The sequence below is a fragment of the Massilimicrobiota sp. mt181 genome (assembly GCF_055420065.1).
On sequence record NZ_JBVAYN010000002.1, the window covers coordinates 1 to 18,091 of the forward strand.

22 protein-coding genes and 1 tRNA gene are annotated in these 18,091 nt (G+C 32.3%); 2 read left to right on the top strand and 21 right to left on the bottom strand.

Translation table 11 applies throughout. The features are described 5' to 3' along the window. The 10 genes from ACZYT4_RS01145 to ACZYT4_RS01190 all read right to left on the bottom strand — a co-directional run. Window positions 1-803 (bottom strand): transposase (locus ACZYT4_RS01145; RefSeq protein ID WP_463781784.1); only part of this gene is annotated, 803 nt, incomplete at its 3' end. 333 nt (window positions 804-1,136) lie between these two features. Beyond that, window positions 1,137-1,691 (bottom strand): flavin reductase family protein, encoded by a 555-nt coding sequence (locus tag ACZYT4_RS01150; protein ID WP_463781785.1) that lies wholly within the window; start codon window positions 1,689-1,691, stop codon window positions 1,137-1,139. Window positions 1,692-1,779: 88 nt separating this feature from the next. Continuing rightward, on the bottom strand, window positions 1,780-2,544 hold the full coding sequence (locus tag ACZYT4_RS01155; protein WP_463781787.1) for a permease: 765 nt from the start codon (window positions 2,542-2,544) through the stop codon (window positions 1,780-1,782). Window positions 2,545-2,680: 136 nt separating this feature from the next. Continuing rightward, on the bottom strand, window positions 2,681-3,373 hold the full coding sequence (locus tag ACZYT4_RS01160; protein WP_463782039.1) for a DUF362 domain-containing protein: 693 nt from the start codon (window positions 3,371-3,373) through the stop codon (window positions 2,681-2,683). Between the two features lie 12 nt (window positions 3,374-3,385). Further along, window positions 3,386-3,709, bottom strand: coding sequence for a hypothetical protein (locus ACZYT4_RS01165; protein WP_463781789.1), 324 nt, complete (start codon window positions 3,707-3,709; stop codon window positions 3,386-3,388). Between the two features lie 129 nt (window positions 3,710-3,838). Next, the gene (locus ACZYT4_RS01170) at window positions 3,839-5,035 is read right to left on the bottom strand and encodes an MFS transporter (RefSeq protein WP_463781791.1); all 1,197 of its coding nucleotides are present in this window, start codon (window positions 5,033-5,035) and stop codon (window positions 3,839-3,841) included. An 11-nt stretch (window positions 5,036-5,046) separates the two neighbouring features. Continuing rightward, on the bottom strand, window positions 5,047-6,447 hold the full coding sequence (locus tag ACZYT4_RS01175; protein ID WP_463781792.1) for a glycoside hydrolase family 1 protein: 1,401 nt from the start codon (window positions 6,445-6,447) through the stop codon (window positions 5,047-5,049). Window positions 6,448-6,644: 197 nt separating this feature from the next. After that, on the bottom strand, window positions 6,645-7,532 hold the full coding sequence (locus ACZYT4_RS01180) for a MurR/RpiR family transcriptional regulator (protein ID WP_463781795.1): 888 nt from the start codon (window positions 7,530-7,532) through the stop codon (window positions 6,645-6,647). Window positions 7,533-7,534: 2 nt separating this feature from the next. After that, a complete protein-coding gene (locus tag ACZYT4_RS01185) occupies window positions 7,535-8,281 on the bottom strand; it encodes a carboxymuconolactone decarboxylase family protein (protein WP_463781797.1) in 747 nt (248 codons plus the stop codon). Window positions 8,282-8,482: 201 nt separating this feature from the next. Then, window positions 8,483-9,316, bottom strand: coding sequence for an oxidoreductase (locus tag ACZYT4_RS01190; RefSeq protein ID WP_463781798.1), 834 nt, complete (start codon window positions 9,314-9,316; stop codon window positions 8,483-8,485). 126 nt (window positions 9,317-9,442) lie between these two features. On the opposite strand from ACZYT4_RS01190, the gene ACZYT4_RS01195 reads away from it, so the two are divergent. Then, the gene (locus ACZYT4_RS01195) at window positions 9,443-9,844 is read left to right on the top strand and encodes a MerR family transcriptional regulator (RefSeq protein ID WP_463781799.1); all 402 of its coding nucleotides are present in this window, start codon (window positions 9,443-9,445) and stop codon (window positions 9,842-9,844) included. A gap of 61 nt (window positions 9,845-9,905) precedes the next feature. Here the strand turns inward: ACZYT4_RS01195 and ACZYT4_RS01200 are convergent, their stop codons facing one another. The 3 genes from ACZYT4_RS01200 to ACZYT4_RS01210 form a co-directional block, all read right to left on the bottom strand. Beyond that, entirely contained in the window at window positions 9,906-10,244 is a 339-nt protein-coding gene (locus ACZYT4_RS01200) for a hypothetical protein (RefSeq protein WP_463781800.1), read from the bottom strand. Window positions 10,245-10,412: 168 nt separating this feature from the next. Continuing rightward, window positions 10,413-10,679, bottom strand: a complete 267-nt coding sequence (locus tag ACZYT4_RS01205) for a hypothetical protein (RefSeq protein WP_463781801.1) — start codon at window positions 10,677-10,679, stop codon at window positions 10,413-10,415. A 259-nt stretch (window positions 10,680-10,938) separates the two neighbouring features. Next, window positions 10,939-11,574, bottom strand: a complete 636-nt coding sequence (locus tag ACZYT4_RS01210; RefSeq protein ID WP_463781802.1) for an oxygen-binding di-iron domain-containing protein — start codon at window positions 11,572-11,574, stop codon at window positions 10,939-10,941. 176 nt (window positions 11,575-11,750) lie between these two features. Here ACZYT4_RS01210 and ACZYT4_RS01215 point away from each other — a divergent pair, with 176 nt between their 5' ends. Beyond that, window positions 11,751-12,323 (top strand): TetR/AcrR family transcriptional regulator, encoded by a 573-nt coding sequence (locus ACZYT4_RS01215; protein WP_463781804.1) that lies wholly within the window; start codon window positions 11,751-11,753, stop codon window positions 12,321-12,323. A gap of 275 nt (window positions 12,324-12,598) precedes the next feature. On the opposite strand, the gene ACZYT4_RS01220 is transcribed toward ACZYT4_RS01215, so the two are convergent. The 8 genes from ACZYT4_RS01220 to ACZYT4_RS01255 all read right to left on the bottom strand — a co-directional run bounded on the left by ACZYT4_RS01220 (window position 12,599) and on the right by ACZYT4_RS01255 (window position 17,961). Beyond that, window positions 12,599-12,675 (bottom strand) — tRNA-Arg (locus tag ACZYT4_RS01220). A gap of 78 nt (window positions 12,676-12,753) precedes the next feature. Next, window positions 12,754-12,933, bottom strand: a complete 180-nt coding sequence (locus tag ACZYT4_RS01225; protein WP_463781805.1) for a hypothetical protein — start codon at window positions 12,931-12,933, stop codon at window positions 12,754-12,756. 75 nt (window positions 12,934-13,008) lie between these two features. Beyond that, on the bottom strand, window positions 13,009-13,545 hold the full coding sequence (gene epsC / locus ACZYT4_RS01230) for a serine O-acetyltransferase EpsC (protein ID WP_463781806.1): 537 nt from the start codon (window positions 13,543-13,545) through the stop codon (window positions 13,009-13,011). A gap of 165 nt (window positions 13,546-13,710) precedes the next feature. Then, window positions 13,711-14,727, bottom strand: a complete 1,017-nt coding sequence (locus tag ACZYT4_RS01235; RefSeq protein WP_463781807.1) for a glycosyltransferase family 2 protein — start codon at window positions 14,725-14,727, stop codon at window positions 13,711-13,713. A 9-nt stretch (window positions 14,728-14,736) separates the two neighbouring features. Continuing rightward, complete coding sequence (gene glf, locus ACZYT4_RS01240; protein WP_463781809.1) at window positions 14,737-15,873, bottom strand: UDP-galactopyranose mutase; 1,137 nt, start codon at window positions 15,871-15,873, stop codon at window positions 14,737-14,739. A gap of 14 nt (window positions 15,874-15,887) precedes the next feature. Then, window positions 15,888-16,469: a GNAT family N-acetyltransferase gene (locus ACZYT4_RS01245; protein WP_463781810.1), complete on the bottom strand. Its 582-nt coding sequence runs from the start codon at window positions 16,467-16,469 to the stop codon at window positions 15,888-15,890. Beyond that, a complete protein-coding gene (locus ACZYT4_RS01250) occupies window positions 16,460-17,374 on the bottom strand; it encodes an exonuclease domain-containing protein (RefSeq protein WP_463781813.1) in 915 nt (304 codons plus the stop codon). The genes ACZYT4_RS01245 and ACZYT4_RS01250 overlap by 10 nt, the downstream gene beginning before the upstream one ends. Then, a complete protein-coding gene (locus ACZYT4_RS01255; RefSeq protein WP_463781814.1) occupies window positions 17,371-17,961 on the bottom strand; it encodes a ribonuclease H1 domain-containing protein in 591 nt (196 codons plus the stop codon). The genes ACZYT4_RS01250 and ACZYT4_RS01255 overlap by 4 nt, the downstream gene beginning before the upstream one ends. Window positions 17,962-18,091: the final 130 nt, after the last annotated feature.

Sequence of the window (18,091 nt, forward strand, 5' to 3'; positions counted from 1 at the left end):
ACAACACTATCGTGCTGATTGCCTGGTGCTACTGTATTATGCAATACAAATCCATGTCTATCACAGAACGTCAGGTTTGTATATGCAAAGCATTTCTGTTTTTCTCCCTTATGAAAGCATCCGCTTTCTGGATCTGTTTTGCTTACCTTTATTGATTTTGCCCCTTTTCCTTCAATCAGTTCTCCTGTTTCTTCATCATATGCAAGCTCTATATCCTTTGTTTCCTTTAATGCTTTCTTTCCATGTTCTTCTCTATCTTTGTTGATTTCTTTCAGAAGTTCATCATCATAATGTTTCTTGACGATCTCTACGACCTTGTTTTCGTGTTTTCTATTATTGGCGTTGGCTTTTCGATGTGTTCCATCTCCAAATACTGTATCAAGATCCACAAAATCATATGCTATGGCTTCTTTGATGATCCTGTTGAAAATTTCATCGAAAATTTCCGAATCTCCATATCTTCTGATATAGTTCTGTGACCAGGTTGAATAGTTTGGAACCTCATCATCAATGGACAATCCTAAAAACCACCTGTAGGCAAGGTTGACCTTTATTTCTTCACATGTTCTTCTCATGGAATGGATACCAAATGTAAAGTTAATAAAAAGCATTTTAAAAAGTACCACCGGATCGATACCTGGTCTTCCAAAAGAACTGTAGAGCGGTCTCACCAGTGGATAAATAAATGTCCAGTCAATGGCTTCCTCAAGCTCTCTTACCTTGTGATCCGATGGTACTAATTCATCTATAGTACTCAAAATAAAGCTGTCATTTTTTCGATTATTTAAACATGTCATTGCCATAATATTTTACCTCCAAATACGCACTTACATTATATCATATTTTCATGACATGATGATAAAATAAAAGGTCGTGGAGCCTCAAAATTTGCGTATTTGGAAAGAAGTCATCCACGACAATAGATATAATACCATATACTCTTTTATTTGAAAACAAAAAGCTGTTGACTTTTTTACTTTGTCAACAGCCTGAAGAGACTGAATCAATATGATTCGTCTCTTTTTTACACTCATTTGAAATCAGAGATACTTTAAATAAAAATTCTACAACAAGATCCATCAAAGCATATAAAAAAGCAGTGAAATTTGACCTGCTTTTTTATATGCTTTCATCAACTAATCATTCTTTTTATCATGAAGTTTTAAACATTTTCCAACGACTTGACCTAATGATAAATATTCATAATTTGGAAAATCAAATAAAATTGGATTGACTTTCTGGTAATCAATTTTGCCCTGATCATTCAACTTATCTTCATCGACATAGGTGTTTTCTATTTTAACAATAAAATTATCAAAATTCTCATATTCATACACATCTACAACTGATCCTTCAATAACTAATGGAGAATCATTAATGATAGGAACTCCCTGATCACTCATACTATAGTCAAATACCTGAGATTTATCTACCTTATGACCACTTACACTTCCAACATAATCAGCCTTTTCTAAAAAAGACTGATTGACAAGATTGATAGATAAACGTTTATTTTCTAAAATTCCTTGATTAATATAATGTGGTTTTGCTAGACTGACCAATACACTATCATGTGAAACAATACCCACATGAGCTACCAGAGTCCAATTCGGTTTATTTTGAACATGAGCTCCTATCACAGCTATAGGCATTGGATATAAAGCTAATGCCGGTCCAAGATTTTTCTTCATTACGATAACCTCCTTATCCAAAAATATTTTACTATATCATTGAGACTTTGACGAATACCTATCTGTTATATCATGTTATGCCTATTTGCTATGATATTGATATTGTGATACCGAAAATATCTATGGCACTACCTATTATTAAAGCATAAGCTATGACATAAATCATATAATAAACAAAATGTTTTGCGCCTAAGATAATCTTTAAAGCACCAAGATTGGTTATTTTGGTTGCTGGACCAGTCACCATAAAAGCAGTTCCAGCGCCTAAACTCATACCACGATGAAGCCAATCATTAAGTAACGGAATAGTTCCACCACCAGAAACATATACGGGAGCACCTAATGTTGCTGCCATCAGCAAACCGAAACCTCGATGGACAAAGAGATGAGCAAATAAATCTTGGGGAACATACATCTGAAATAAAGCCGTTAAAACAATTCCTAGTAAAAAATACGGACCTGTCACCTTAATATTGCGTCCAACATTCTTTAAATACCTCCATATTATATTGGGATCAGTATCACGATTTGTTGAAGATTCAAAACGATCAAAACAAAAGAAATTCTGCTCTTTAAATATTATTCTCACAAGTAACCCTGCTAGAAAACCTCCCATTATGGAAACATTCAATCTTATAAGCATGGCGATATTTCCTAGAGCAGCACTATAAATCAACAATTGTGGATTAAGTAATATAGAACTCATTATAAAACTTGCCAATATATCCTGATGCATCCCCTTTTTAGCAAAACTTGCTGCAATAGGAATAGTTCCATACATACAGAGCGGTGATAATATACCTAACATAGCTGCCAGTAAAAGGCCAAGGATTCCATAATCCTTAGAAATCAATCATCCAGCCAGATGAAAAATTTTATCCTTAATAAAAACTGAAATGAATGAACCAATCAAAATTCCGATTATCCAATAAATAAAAATCTGTCTGAACTGAATATCAAAATAATACCAGAAATAAATAAACTGTTGTCTAATTGTTTCCATCATCAATATTCATCAAATGATAAGTTTGATTACCTAGTTCAATCTGTTGTGCATATTCTAATGTATGCAATCCATTGCGTGATTCAATACGTTCTCTTAAAGACTGACCATCTTGTGCATTATATACCAAATCTATGCAAGCTTTATCTAAAGCCACTGGATCAGTTGAAACCAAAATACCAATATCATGCATATCTGGTTCTGCTGGATTCCCATCACAATCACAGTCAACTGACAAATGATTCATAACATTAATATAAACAATACGATTGCCATTATCCAAATAATCACTGACTGCCTTACTAGCTTCACCCATTGATTCTAAAAATGCATCCTGATCCCCTGAAATACCACTATGACTTTGTCCAGCTGTATGAATCCATGATTTTCCTTCACTGGATGCCAAACCAATGGAAATATTTTTGATAGCACCACCATATCCTGCCATGGCATGTCCCTTAAAATGTGAAAGGACAAGATAAGAATCATAATCATCAAAAGCTTCTCCAACATAATTTTCACTTAAATGTTCTCCCTGATGAACAGGTATGCTCATAGAACCATTTTCATCCATAATCTGAACATTTGCAATAGAAGTAAAACCATGATCTTCTGCTACCTGACAGTGCATACTTGTATTGCTACGTGACCCTCCATAAGCTGTATTACATTCAACAATTGTTCCATCAACTTATTGGACTAAATCTTTAATCAGTTCGGGATCCAAATAATGACTAGCTGGTGGTTCACCTGTTGATAGTTTTACGGCAACTTCTCCTGTAGGTGTCCAATTAAGAGCTTCATAGATATCGACAAGCTTTTGGGGAGTGATTTCACTTGTCATGTAAACAGTTGATGCACTCTCTGTATGATTTTCATCATCCTGAAGAGTACTCTGATATTGTGAAACATTCTCTTCATCATGAGAAAAACGGTCAAGAACAAAAACATTCACTCCTACAACAAGACATACCATAATAAATAGACTTATGATAACAGTTATGATTTTTTTCATTGATATCACCATCCTCTACAATTCATTGTACGAGAAATATCATTTTTGACAAATACTTATTGTGCATAAACACTTATGGTTAAAAAGTATGACAAATCTCATTATATAATCAAAAAGCTGTCAACAGCATTATTTTTTCACTTGCGTGATAACAAGTAAGAGAACACCAATGAAAACCATAATAAAAGCAATCACAAATCCATATAAATAAGAACCAAAGAAATCATAAATATATCCAACCATAGATAAAGAGATAGCCGCCCCTAAATTAGAAGCAAATGAAATACTTGGAAAGACTTTCGCATAATGATCAACTTGAAAGAAGTATTTAGTAAGTAGTGGTAAACTGACTGCTCCTATTGCATAGCTGGAACCAAATAGAAATGCACCGATAATCAGAAGAATAAAGTTGTTTCCAAAAATAAGCAAGACAATTCCTACCATAATCACAAATAACATCATCATTGTCGCTTTCATAGCTCCAAGCCAATCACTTAAAGCTCCAATAATCAGTTTTGAAACCACATTACCTATCATTCCTGCAGACAATAAGAGTGCACTTGTAGACACACTATATCCCAATGATTCTCCATAACCAGGAAAATGTTGTGTAAAACTTGTAATACAGCTACAGAACAAACTAAAAACAAAGAAACTAATAAAAGCAATTGTTAAGAAATGAAAATCAGGTATAGATTTTCTCTCACTTTCTGTTTTTTCAATATGTCCATAGGGTAAATAGCCATCTTCTCTTGGATTGATATGAAACGGATATAAAATAGCAGGTAGGCATAGACATAATATGATGCCTGCTTTGATCAAATAACCACTTTGCCATCCAAAATTCTCAATAAAGTAAGATAATACAGGAGAGCATAATGATCCAGCAATTCCACTAAATCCAAAAACAATACTTGTAGCTAAACCATGATTTTTTTCAAACCATTGATTGATAATTAGTGTCAAAGGAACAATAGAAAAGAAACTTGTACTGAGTCCACGTAAGGCCCCTAAAAAATAGAACATAGGAATCGTTGTTGCAAGAGACATCGCTGCAGTAGATAAAACAGCAATTATCACACTCACACTTAAAATAAGCTTATAAGATATTTTTTCCATAAGTTTTGGAATGAAAAATGCACTGATCGCTGTGACTAATGAAAATATAGTCATATGCATAGAAAAAGATCCACGCATAATATTTAAGCTTTCTGAGACAGCTGTATAGAACACACCCGAAGAATTGATAGATATACCTATTGACGATGCAGCCAGACCACAACATACACCAACGACACCATAATGTTTTTGACTTCTATTTTCCATAAAATCTCTCCTTAAAGCATTTTCCCATTATTCTTGATAACCTGCTGATACCAGTTAAATGAATCTTTTTTATAACGCTTGAGCTCTTTAAGATCATCTTCTTCTCTATCTACATAAACAAAGCCATATCGCTTTCCATAACCTTGATGTGTACTCACTAAATCAATAAAAGCCCAAGGACAATATCCAATAATATCTACACCATCTGTTAAAGCTAATTGAGTCTGATGAAAATGTCTTTGTAGATAATCAATGCGATATTGATCATGTATTTTTTCATCAACCAATTCATCTTTAGCCCCTAATCCATTTTCTGTAATGAGTATAGGCAAATGATAACGATCATATATTCTTCTTAGGGTGACTCTCATGCCAACAGAATCAATCATCCACCCAAACTCAGTGATTTCCAAATAATTGTTTTTCGCAGCACGATAGACACCTTCTTCTCCTATCATGATTTGTTGGTCTCCATTTCTTGGCTGGCAGTCTGTACCATCATTTTTAGCTGCAGCTACTGTTGCTGTTGCATAATAGTTAATTCCTAAATAATCTGGTTTCGCTTCAGCAATAATTTTCATATCTTCCTCTTTGATTTCTGGCGCATAGCCTTTTTCCACTAAATATGACCAAACCAAAGGATTATAATAACCATGAACTGCTACATCTAAATATAACCAGCAGCGAATAGCTTCCCAATTATCAGCTGCAATAACATCAGCAGGATTACATTTTTCTGGATAGATGGCTGTAATATTAGGTGCCGGTCCTATCTTCCCGTCTTTAACCATTTCATGGCATAATAATGTTGCTTTCGCAGCTGCGACAAACATATGATGACAACCCTGATACAATTCTTTTTTATCAGGGATACGTCCTGGATTCATCGCATTAGGATGATTAATCATGACATTTTGTTCATTAATTGTTAACCAGTATTTAACTCTATCTCCAAAATTCTCAAATAAAATTTTAGCATATCTGACATAAGCATCAATCGTTTGAGGATTGGCCCATCCTCCTTTTTCATGTAAAGCCAAAGGCAAATCAAAATGATAGATTGTCACAATGGGTTCAATATGATTTTTTACTAATTCATCTATCAAATGATTATAAAACTCTATTCCTTTAAGATTGATTTCACCATCTCCATCTGGAATAATTCTTGTCCATGCAATAGAAAAACGATATGCTTTTAAACCAAGTTCAGCCATCAAAGCAACATCTTCTTGATATCGATGATAATGATCGCTCGCCACTTTAAAATCGGTAATTCCTTGTGGTGGTTGATGGACATCTTGAACAGATAATCCTTTGCCATCTTCATTATATGCTCCTTCCACCTGATAAGCTGAAGTGCTCGCTCCCCATAAAAAATCATCAGGAAAATCTTTTAATTTCTGATAAAACATGTTCTTCATCCTCTCTTTCTTACCTATGAGAAGACTTTAACATGAGTTATTTTTAATAACAATGTTTCCCCCATCTTTTTTTAAAGAAGAAATTTTATTTTACACATTCTCAATAATCTTTCATAAAAAGATGAAATAAAATGAAATTTTAAACTGATACATTTCATCATACATCAAAATAAAAGAAGAATAAAAAATTACTCTTCTTTCACTCGTCTTAATGTTGCCTGCCTTTGTTCTTCTAACACTTTTGAATTTTCAATTTTGTAAGTTAAATTTTTTGAATAGTCCTTTTGAAAATAGCAGGCAAAAATAACATTCAAAATAAATAATAATGATTGTTCAGAAGCAAAATTGGATATTTTCGAATAAAGTCTTTCCTGAGCAGACAATTCAAACACACAATCAATATTCTGTTGTAAATAATTATGACCACCACTTGTTATTGCAATCATAGGCACACGATTTCTTTTGAAAATATCAACCAATGCCATTGGATTTCTATGCACATTATTTCCAGAATAGGAAATCAAAATCGCACAATCTTCATGAGTTAAAGTTCGCGATAACATTCCAAATTCTCCTTCTTCAGCTACATGAATATGCAATCCAATACTTAAAAACTTCCATCTCACACTTTCCGCATTATAACAATGAGGACGCATTCCAAATATTATAATCTTCTTAGCTTTTGATAAACGAATCACTGTTCGTTCAAGCATTTCTTTTTGAAGCAAATGCATGGTATCCATAATAGTTTCAATCTGTAAATCAGCAACCTGACTGATGATTTTCTTATAATCATCTGTTGGCTGAAAAGGAAGATTAGCATCAACTGTTATCTGCTTATTCTCACTATATTTGATTTCTTCTATCAAGGCACGATTAAAATCTTTCCAACCTTTAAATCCCAATAACTTTGCAAAGCGAACTAAAGTTGATTTTGAAGTATATGTATAATGGGCAATATCATCCATTGTGTATTGAGGAAGATGCTCTTTTTCTTCTAATAAAAATTTCGCAATGACACTTTTGGCATCATGATATTCCATCATCATTTCTTCAATACGTTGAAATAAATACATGTCTACTGAGCTAATTCCTTAATCGCATTGAAAGCATTGAAAATACATGGAAAACCTAAATATGGCAGACATTGAACCAAAGCAGCATATAGAATTTCTAAAGAATTTCCAACTTTAACATTACCTAAAGCATGCGCATACAATTGACCACTAGCATTAAGCGCCGTTAAAATACAGAATATCAATAATTCTCTTGTTTGAATATCCATTGCTTGACGTGTATAACAATCACCAAAACACCACTCCGTTAAAAATCTTGGTAATACCTGTGCAAATTCATCTGGTAAATATTGATAACGTTCTTTAATTTCATCACCATAAAGTTCCTTTTGAATAGCTAACCCTCGTTCATATCTCTCACTATCATCAAAATCACATTGATCTTCTAATGGCAAATCAATATGTCTTTCCTGCAACACTTCATTGAATACGCCAATTGCATTGAGTGTTCTTGGATAACCAATAAAAGGAGCACATTGATAAAAAGCCTCTCTTAACTCTAATGGTGTCACTCCTACATTAAGTGCTGCCCCAACATGTGCTTTTAATTGGGGTAAAGTCTGCAATACTGCTAAAACAGTACATGTGATTAACTCTCTTTGTTGATTGGATAATTCCCCAATTTCAAAGACTTCTCCAAAAATAAGTCTTTGAAGCTGTGCCATCAATTCTGGGTCATGCAAATCCTTCTTTTGTTCAGTTTGAAATAATTGTTCATATTTGATGCGACTGCGTTCAATTCTATTCATATGATTCATCCTCTCTTTCGTATTATGTTTGCAGCATTTTTTCATTTCCTAACTCTTACAATTCAAAAATTCATCTATTCTTATTATATACGATTTCATAAAAAAAGGGGATATATCATATAAAATTAATCACACTATAAAAAGAAAAAACAGTCATCAATGATGGTATTTATACACACATCATCTATGACTGTATACATTTTATTTATCAAAATCACTTAATGCTGATACATCAGCCCATTTTTCTAATTCAGCCATTTTGGCTTCTAAAGTTGATTTAACTGCAGCAACTGCATCTGATCCTAAAGTTAAAATCTCTGGCTGTTCATCCCCATGAACAACATTAACAATGACTTCTCCTGCTTTATTAGGATCTCCTGCCTGTTGATGTGTATTCGCAAAGTTTCCTGGTCTTGTTTTACCAACAGTACTTTCATAATCATCAATCATTGTTTGTGTTCCTTTGAGTGATTCATTATCATAGAATCTTGTTCTAAATGCACCAGGTTGAACAACCATAGCCTTGATTCCTAATGGCGCCAATTCTTTCATCAATCCATTTGTCAATAATTCTAATGCTGCTTTTGATGAAGCATAATACCCTGAACCAATCGCTGATCTGGCAGCCGCAATTGAAGTCACATTGATAATAAAACCAGATTTTTGTTCTCTCATTTTTGGTAAGACCGCTTTAATTAATTCAATAGGTCCAAATAAATTCGTATTGAATAAGGTTTGAACTTCTTCCACTTCTCCTTCTTCAATGGCAGAACGATATCCATAGCCAGCATTATTAACCAAAACATCAATAGTCCCAAATTTTTCATAAGCAGCTGCCACTGCCTTTTGAATACTCGTATGATTACAAACATCTAGAGAAACAGCTAATGCTGTTTCTGGATAATCCTTCACAATATCCATGACTTTATCTTTATTTCTCGCTGTAACTACAGCCTGATCTCCACTCTTTAAAACTGCTTTTGCGATTCCTGCTCCAATTCCACTGGAACATCCTGTAATTAACCATGTTTTCATTGATAAATCTCTCCTTTCATTTCCATATTTATTTTAGTACTTAAAGTTAACTTGAAGTCAACCTCTTTTTTGAAATTGATAATCATAACAGAACATTTTATAATAAAACACATGGAGGAATTTATCATGGAAGAACAATTATCAATTGCACAAACAAGTCAAAAATTTAATATTGCTGCATCAACTTTACGCTATTATGAAAAAATTGGTTTGATGGATCCTGTTGAGAAAAATGCCAGTGGACATCGTATTTATAAAGAAAAAGATTTTCGTCGCATTAATTTCATCAAAACATTAAGAGAAGCTGGAGTAACAGTAGAACAAATTAAAACTTATGTTGATTTATTTCATGAAGGTGAACATACCATTCCTCAACGTAAGCAACTTTTAATTGAGCAATTGCATTTATTACAAAAACAAGCTGATAATCTATTACATGTTATTGATGATTTAAAAGATATTATTCAAAATTATGAAGATACACTTGTTAAAAGAGAAATGGATCAACGAAGAAAAAATCGTACCTAAGTACGATTGAACATAATCACATCATAAAATAATTATAAAGTAATGATGTACCCTTTAATAATCAAGTATGAATCAATTTATAGAAATCATTGTAGCTGATGTCTAAAAGGATATTATCATCAATCTTATTCAGTTGTTCTTCATTGCATTCTTTGACCCAGTCAAAATCCATACCAGGAAATTTATTCAATAAGATTTTAATTATTCCTTTTATACGCCCCAGTTTTTCTCCTCGCTTTTCAGCTTGTTCTTCAGCTTTCTTTTTTTCTTCTTCTACAAGTTTTTGAATAACATCACACATCATCTTCTTACCTCCTTCGTGATTCTTAAAATATCCCACTCTTCTTCTCAGTGCTTCATAATACATATCTTCTGGTTTTTGACACATCAGATCATGCATCAGTTTCCCTAATGGCGTTTCATCCTGTATGTTGGCATTGATATAGATGATATGAACCTTATCGTCAAATAAGCTTTCACCATCTATATATCTTTGAATATGTCTATCTATCTTTCCAGGTTTTAATACAAACTGTTCACATATAAAGATGACATAGATATCTGGCCCTTAAAGGTGTTGCATTTTCCATGCTTTTTCCATCTCGATATCAACAACTCTACCAGACTCATCATGAGCGACAATATCCATTTTTACTGATCTTCCTTCTAGATTCTTATGCTCATCTTCAATATGAAATTCTACAAGATAAAACTGATACTCAAAGATAATATCCAATAATAATTCCACACATCTTTGATCCTTGAATACGACTTTCATAAAGTCATTATCAATAGGTCTTAATTTTTCTAATGCATCAAGATATTCCTGTTTCAATTCATCATTCCTCCTTTGATTTTTATAGTTAGCTTTTCAATATTCAAGGAATGATAAAAAAGATCTCCTACTTATATATACGCAAAAATTCTTTGATTTTCTTTTGATTTATACAAAAACTTTCTTTTCTAAAACAAATATAGCACAATATTTGCTTAAAGTAAATATTGTGCTATATGACTTATTTAAAAACAAAAAATAATGAAAAATTTTCCTTTACTGAAAAAATTATTTAAACTTATCCTTCTCTCATATGCTGTTACAGTTTTATACAAAAACCATGACCAACAGCTATATATCGAGGATTAATTTGTAATAATTTTTTCTTAAGAATATGTAGATATTTTTCATTAGGCACACGATTCAAATCAATTTTCTCAACTTCCTGTTTCCAATGACTTTGAATGAATTGACCTGCACCATGACCATACTGCTGCATAAGATCCGAACTATAAAGAAGACCACTATTCTTTTCAAAACATAATAAACCATTTTGCAGATGCACCTCTGATGGATGATCAATAAATTGAAGTTCCAGCTCTCCATCAATTAAATCTTCATCCACATGACATACCTTAATATCTCCTTTATATCCATAACCTGGTAATTCTCTTCCACATAGTGGAGAACACAAAACAGTTACTTCAGGATATTCTGATAAAAAAACTGAGAGCCCGCCACATTCATCACTTTCTAAATGTGAAACAAAAATATATTTCAGTTCCCTTCCATCCAAGATTTCTTTGATAAAAGGTAAATTCTTTTTTGCGTCTTCATATGTACCTGTCGCAAACAAAATAGCAGGGTTCGTTGCAAGTAAATATTGATGAATTGTAAAATCCATAGGTTGGATATAAGTTGTCATTTGATAAAGCTTTTCAATTAATTTTTTCATAGTCACATCTCCTCATAATATATTTTCATCTCTTTTTATAAATGAAACAATCTTGACTGTACTTTCATGACTTTTTATAATAAAAGCAACAAATGTTGCATTTTTATTTTAACAATTCTCTTGTAAAAAACAAGAATTGTGATGTAAATTGCAACAAAAAGGAGGTTTTGTTGCCGATGAGAAGAAAAAATACAACTGCACAAATAATGAAGAAATATATCATAACTGCCTTACTATTACTCATGGAAAAAGAACCATTTTCTCAAATTACTATTGGACAAATCACAGACAAAGCTGGTGTCAATCGCTCAACTTATTATCGTCATTTTCATTCTAAAGAAGAAATCATAGAAACTTTCTTTTGCAATATTCTTAAACAAAGTATACTTTCTCTTCCTGAAACTTCTCAAAATCAGTTATCAAAATATCTATCTCATATTTTTAAAACCTTTTATCAATATAAAAAAGAAATCCTGATTATCCATAGAAATCAATTATCATATCTACTATTACCTGCATTAAATGATTATTTTTTAGAAAATGTAGACATGATCAACAAAGAATTTGAAACAAAGGTTCCCTTATATTATCACACTGGTGGAATATTTAACAATTTTATTTTATGGTTTGAACATGATATGGAGCCTAAACCAGAAATATTTGTACAAATTGCCTCGGAAATATGTTTGCCAAATATCAAACCCTTATTATTATCAAATCGTTATTATCAAAACAAAAATATAAAGTAATAGAATTTATTAATCTTCAGACAAATGAAAACATACTTTCTCTTGAACAAATACAATAACATCATAGGCAATTCTCATCAAAATATCTTAAAATACATACAATAATGTTATATTTTAAATGATTGAACATATTTCAAATTTTACCAACTCATGTTCTGAAATTTAAACACTTTTTGATTATCAGCCTATAATATTCCAAAAGCTCAACACAAATTGCTTAATATCAACAAAAAAAGCTGTAAACCCTTAAAAATAAAGGCTTACAGCGACTTTTCTGGCGTCCCAGACAGGAGTCGAACCTGCGACGTTCCGCTTAGGAGGCGGACCCTCTATCCTACTGAGGTACTGGGACATGATTTGATTTTTATATAAAAATAACTAACAAATTTTATCACCCGTTTATTCTAACATGATATATTATAAAATTCAATCAAGAACAATTTATTCGATAATGATTCCAATTCTTCAATAATATCTCAATATAATAAATTGTCATCTTCTCATACCATTCCCCTGTTTTCAAATCTACCAGACAATAAAGATGATTTTCACGTTTCAATAAACCTAGCCCATAATAATGTAAAGCCGCTTGAATATCAATAGATATCATAATAAAACCTCCTATTTCATTTGTATGAAACAGAAGGCTTTTTATGAACAAAATCAAAAACAAGAATGTTTCTTTTTATAACGATTTATCAACTCTTTGACCATTTTCTTTCACAATTCTACCCGGTATACCAATCACTGTACAATTAGGTGGTACATCTTTTAATACAACTGATGACGCACCAATAATACTGTTATCACCAATTGTTACATCTCCAATAACTTTTGCACCTGCTGAAACCATTACATTATTTTTTAAAGTTGGATGTCTTTTGACTTTATGCTCACCAGTTCCAACTCCACCTAGTGTAACTCCCTGATACAAAGTACAGTCATCACCAATAATAGTCGTTTCACCAATGACAACTCCCATACCATGATCAATAAAGAATCTCTTCCCAATAGTTGCGCCTGGATGAATTTCAATACCTGTCAAAAAGCGTGCAATCTGACTCAATAAACGTGCAATAAGTTTAAGATGCATTTTCCATAAAAAATGATAAATACGAAATAGAAACATAGCATGTAATCCTGGATAGTTGATAATAACATTTAAAGGATGACGGGCTGCTGGATCCATTTCTAATATTCTACCAATTAATGTTTTTTCCATCTTCTTCACCTCTTTTTCTTTATATTTAATCACAAATGCTTTGTAGAAACAAATCATATAATCATTTTTTATATTATTATATATGAAAGAACCTCTTTTTTGGTTTTGACTTTTCTCTCTCATTTAAAAAAAATCCCCAAAAAGGGGATAAATACAAACATCATTTTAATTGAATCCAAATAATTTTTGTGAAATAGCATAGCCTGTTGTAATGAGTTTCTTACCAATACGACCATCCATTTCCATCATTGATCCTAAGAATGTATGTTTCACAGCACGATAAAGTTCTGGATTTTTATTTTTTAAATAAGCCCAAAGTTCATCTTTCTTTTGAAGATGTTCCTCAGTTCCTGATTTTAAAAGCAGAACTGTAGAAACAGTTGTTATCATTGTCAGATACTTCACCATATAATTTCTTAGTTTTCGACTCTTTAATTTCATAACATCACAACAATCAATCATTAATTTATTGACTTTAATTTGTTGATCAATACGTGAAATCATAATTTTTTCATTAACAGACTGATCTTCTCTACCTATGTAGTAACGATATAAATCTACATTGATATAATAAAGTGTATTGACAAATGGTAATGGTTGATAAACAAATAAATTATCAACATAGAAAGTATGTTTTGGTAATTCAAGATTACAATTTCTTAAAAGCTGTGTACGATAAATGACACTATGCATTAATAAATTCTGTTGTGGATAAAAATGTTTAATATCATACCATCTGAAAGTTCTATCCTGTGGTAATGCATTGGTATATTTAATCACACTAGATTTATGAGCACTTGGCTTTTCATAAACGTAATTGGCTATAAACATATCCACATCTTCATCTTTTTGATATGATTTTTTAATTGTTTCTATGACTTTGACAAGTGCTGACTGATCAAACCAGTCATCGCTGTCAAGAACTTTAAAATACAGTCCTGTTGCGTTTTTCAAACCAGTATTCACTGCCTGACCATGACCACCATTTTCCTGATGAACACATTTGATTGTTTCAGGATATTTCATAGCATACTCATCACCAATTTGTGCAGTACGATCAGATGATCCATCATCCACAATGATAATTTCAACATCATCTTTTAATATCAGACAAGACTCAATCGCCTTATCCATATAATCCTGAGAATTATAACATGGAATCGCAATACTTAAATATTTCATAAATGCCTCCTACAATGTTTCCGCAAGCTTTAAAGCTTCTTCAACAATTCCATCAATATTATAATATTTATATTGGGCTAAACGACCTAATAAATAAAAGCGAGGAAATGCTTTAACATAATCTACATATTTTTGATACATAGCTAAGTTTTCTGGTGATAAAATCGCATAATAAGGCACTTGTGATTCATCACGATAAATTTCTGGATATTCCTTGACTATTGTTGTTCCAGAGATTTTTTGGCCTGTTAAATACTTGAATTCTGTAATACGTGTAAAGTCTTCACTAACCGTATAGTTCACAACACCTTTGCTTTGATAATGATCTTGTGGATAATGTTCATACTCAAAACGTAATGAACGATATGGCAACTGCCCTAGACAACAATCAAAAAACTGATCTATAGCTCCTGTAAAAATCACTTTGCCTTCCCATAATTTCCCCTGATAATAAATCTGATGAGATTCAAAATCAAAAGATAAATCTTGTTTCGCATCTTTATTGAGTTCTATCTCAATATGAGGATGATCCAACATATTTTCAAATAATTTTGTATATCCTTCTAATGGCATCCCCTGATATTGATCTTGAAAATAACGATTATCATAAGAAATCAAAACAGGCACTCTCGCTGTGACACTTTGATCAACTTCTTCAGGTTTCTGATTCCATTGTTTCATCGTATACTTCAAAAATATATTTTCATAGACATATTGTGCCACTTCCTGAATCCCTGAAGATGGATTTTTTTGTAATTCTAAAATAGGCACTCTGGCATTTTCACCATATGTCTCAATTAATTCCTGTTTTAAACGCTCTCCTTTTTCTTGACCAAAGACAATCATGAGTGTATTTAAATTAAATGGTATAGGGATAATCTTCCCATAGACATTTCCTACTACTTCATGACGATAATCATACCACTTTGTAAAACGTGACAAAAAATCATACACATCTTTATGATTTGTATGAAAAATATGTGGTCCATACTTATGGATCAAAACACCATGTTCATCATACTCATCATAACAGTTCCCACCAATATGATTTCTTTTTTCAATAATTTTCACTTTCTCCCCACGTTCTGCAAGAACTCTTGCGACAACACTTCCTGCAAAACCACTTCCAATAATTAATGTATCCATCTCTTCACCTCATTTTATTTATCATAGCACAAAGCCAAACAGGATTCAATTTGTTCATGCGTTAACTGAGAAAACGGTATCAGCGCTTCAACATGCTGCTGATGGTCAATGGCTTTTTCCATCCATATCACATCATGCCAATTTCCCATCTTATAACCTGCACGATGAAAGCAGCCCACCATCTGAAAGTCAAAAAAAGCATGGAATCTTTCGCTTTTTTCATTAGGATGCGTAATGCAGGCATAAACATTTTGGACATTCATACATTTGAGTAAAGCTAACAATACTGAATAAAGCTTTTTACCAATAGATTGTCCATGATAATGCTGATCTAAATAAATAGACAATTCACTACCCCATTGATAAGCTGCTCGACTATGAAATGGTGAAGCATAGGCATAACCTATAATACGTTCATCATCCAAAGCAACCAGATAAGGATAAGTTTCTAATGTCTTTTGCATACGTGCTTTCATCTCGTCTAAGGTTGGTACATTGTATTCAAAAGTAATATTGGTATTTAAAACGTAGGGAGCATAAATTCTTAAAATGTCCTCAACATCTTCTATTTGTGCGATTCTTATTTTTATAGACATTCTTTTCTCCCCTCTAAAAGTTCTAAATATTCTTTTTCATGAATAATTCTTAAATCCTGACCTTGTTTCATCAATTGCAAGGCTTTTTGAACTTTTTTATTTTCCTTTCCAAAACGTACTTTTCGATAACCTTTTCCACCAATCACAAGATAATTGGTATGCGTACTTACCTGATTCGTTGATAAGGCACAAACTTCCTTTGTTTTTTCTTCTAATAATTCTCTTGGCATTGTTAATTTTCCGGTAAAACAAACAGATTGATGATACAATAAAGCATCCTCTTTCTGATTCATCTCTAAAAGCTGATGAACAGATTCCGCTGATATGATATTACGATAATAGTTTTCTTTCATTTCGCCAAACTCTAAATGAAATTGTTGATGTAAATCATACAAGCTTTCTACTCCAACATGTTCTAACATTTCAACTAACAGATATGCACAAGCCTTAGCATCCTCTAAAGCATGATGTGCCTGAAATTCAAAACCAATCATCTGTGATAAATCTTTGAGATTATATTTTTGAAGATCTGGATAAATGAGATGTGCAAGAACATTTGTACAAGACATTAATAAACGAGGATACACAAGATGATTTTGTTTTAAGGCCGCACGCAAGTTCATCATATCACCCTGAATATCATGCGAAACAACAATGGTATTTTCAAAATAATGATGAATATCTTTCCAGACTTCTTCAAATGTTTTTTCTTTATACAGTGATTGAGGCTTAATATGATGGATTTTGTAGCGATAACTATCATAACTGAGATTTTTAGGTTTGATTAATGAATAATATGTGGAAATAATTTTCTTATCCTGAAGCTCTACAATACCTATTGCACAAAGGCTTGCTGGATCCTGATTCAAGACTTCAATATCAAAAACAGTTATTTTTTCACTCATTGAATACCTACTGCTTTCTTTGCCAATTGATCTGCCATATCATTATATAAATCTCCACTATGTGCCAAAACCTTGATAAAACGAATCTCAATTTTTTTTCGACTTTCATCAACAAATGACTGATAAGCCTTCGTTCCTGGACGACGTGCTTCCCATAAATGCTCAGCCCATTTTTCAATACCTTCATAATCATAGTAAATGCAAATCATCGGATATTGATGTTCAATCGCATAACTAATAGCTTTATGAGCTCCCGCAATTTCTCCAGCTACATTTCTCATCTCCACATAATCAGAATGATTTCCTTTGCCATAAAATTGTGCAATCATCTGTTGACCTTCAATTAATAGACAGCCATAGCCATATTCTCTTGTTTTTTGATTATAGCTACCATCCACATAAGCAATCAGACCTTGCTCATTAATTGCAGGACGTTTTTTCTCCTGTAAAAAATCTTGGGCTTCTTCTAATGAAGCAAATGATTTATAAACAGCCCCTTTAAAACCTTTAACCATTTTTTGACATTCATCCCAAGATGAAAAAACACCTGTTTGTCTACCTTTTTTCACTGCATAATATTTTGCCATCCTTTTACCTCCGCCCCTTATTATAATCATAATCATAGCATTTGGCTAGTAAAAAATAAGATTGTCAGCATATATTGTGATATTGTCGATAAACGCATTTCTTGATATAATAACGAAAGAAAGAAGGAAT

Excerpts from the sequence above, each read along its gene's own strand:
- ACZYT4_RS01175 (WP_463781792.1), bottom strand. The coding sequence starts at position 6,447 with ATGTTTTATCAGAAATTAAAAGATTTTCCTGATGATTTTTTATGGGGA.
- ACZYT4_RS01225 (WP_463781805.1), bottom strand. The coding sequence starts at position 12,933 with ATGATATCTATTGATATTCAAGCGGCTTTACATTATTATGGGCTAGGT.
- ACZYT4_RS01185 (WP_463781797.1), bottom strand. The coding sequence starts at position 8,281 with ATGAATAGAATTGAACGCAGTCGCATCAAATATGAACAATTATTTCAA.
- ACZYT4_RS01210 (WP_463781802.1), bottom strand. The coding sequence starts at position 11,574 with ATGAAAAAATTAATTGAAAAGCTTTATCAAATGACAACTTATATCCAA.
- ACZYT4_RS01190 (WP_463781798.1), bottom strand. The coding sequence starts at position 9,316 with ATGAAAACATGGTTAATTACAGGATGTTCCAGTGGAATTGGAGCAGGA.
- ACZYT4_RS01215 (WP_463781804.1), top strand. The coding sequence starts at position 11,751 with ATGAGAAGAAAAAATACAACTGCACAAATAATGAAGAAATATATCATA.
- ACZYT4_RS01170 (WP_463781791.1), bottom strand. The coding sequence starts at position 5,035 with ATGGAAAATAGAAGTCAAAAACATTATGGTGTCGTTGGTGTATGTTGT.
- ACZYT4_RS01150 (WP_463781785.1), bottom strand. The coding sequence starts at position 1,691 with ATGAAGAAAAATCTTGGACCGGCATTAGCTTTATATCCAATGCCTATA.
- epsC (WP_463781806.1), bottom strand. The coding sequence starts at position 13,545 with ATGGAAAAAACATTAATTGGTAGAATATTAGAAATGGATCCAGCAGCC.
- ACZYT4_RS01195 (WP_463781799.1), top strand. The coding sequence starts at position 9,443 with ATGGAAGAACAATTATCAATTGCACAAACAAGTCAAAAATTTAATATT.
- ACZYT4_RS01200 (WP_463781800.1), bottom strand. The coding sequence starts at position 10,244 with ATGCATGATCTGATGTGTCAAAAACCAGAAGATATGTATTATGAAGCA.
- ACZYT4_RS01250 (WP_463781813.1), bottom strand. The coding sequence starts at position 17,374 with ATGAGTGAAAAAATAACTGTTTTTGATATTGAAGTCTTGAATCAGGAT.
- ACZYT4_RS01235 (WP_463781807.1), bottom strand. The coding sequence starts at position 14,727 with ATGAAATATTTAAGTATTGCGATTCCATGTTATAATTCTCAGGATTAT.
- glf (WP_463781809.1), bottom strand. The coding sequence starts at position 15,873 with ATGGATACATTAATTATTGGAAGTGGTTTTGCAGGAAGTGTTGTCGCA.
- ACZYT4_RS01165 (WP_463781789.1), bottom strand. The coding sequence starts at position 3,709 with ATGAAAAAAATCATAACTGTTATCATAAGTCTATTTATTATGGTATGT.
- ACZYT4_RS01180 (WP_463781795.1), bottom strand. The coding sequence starts at position 7,532 with ATGTATTTATTTCAACGTATTGAAGAAATGATGATGGAATATCATGAT.
- ACZYT4_RS01255 (WP_463781814.1), bottom strand. The coding sequence starts at position 17,961 with ATGGCAAAATATTATGCAGTGAAAAAAGGTAGACAAACAGGTGTTTTT.
- ACZYT4_RS01245 (WP_463781810.1), bottom strand. The coding sequence starts at position 16,469 with ATGTCTATAAAAATAAGAATCGCACAAATAGAAGATGTTGAGGACATT.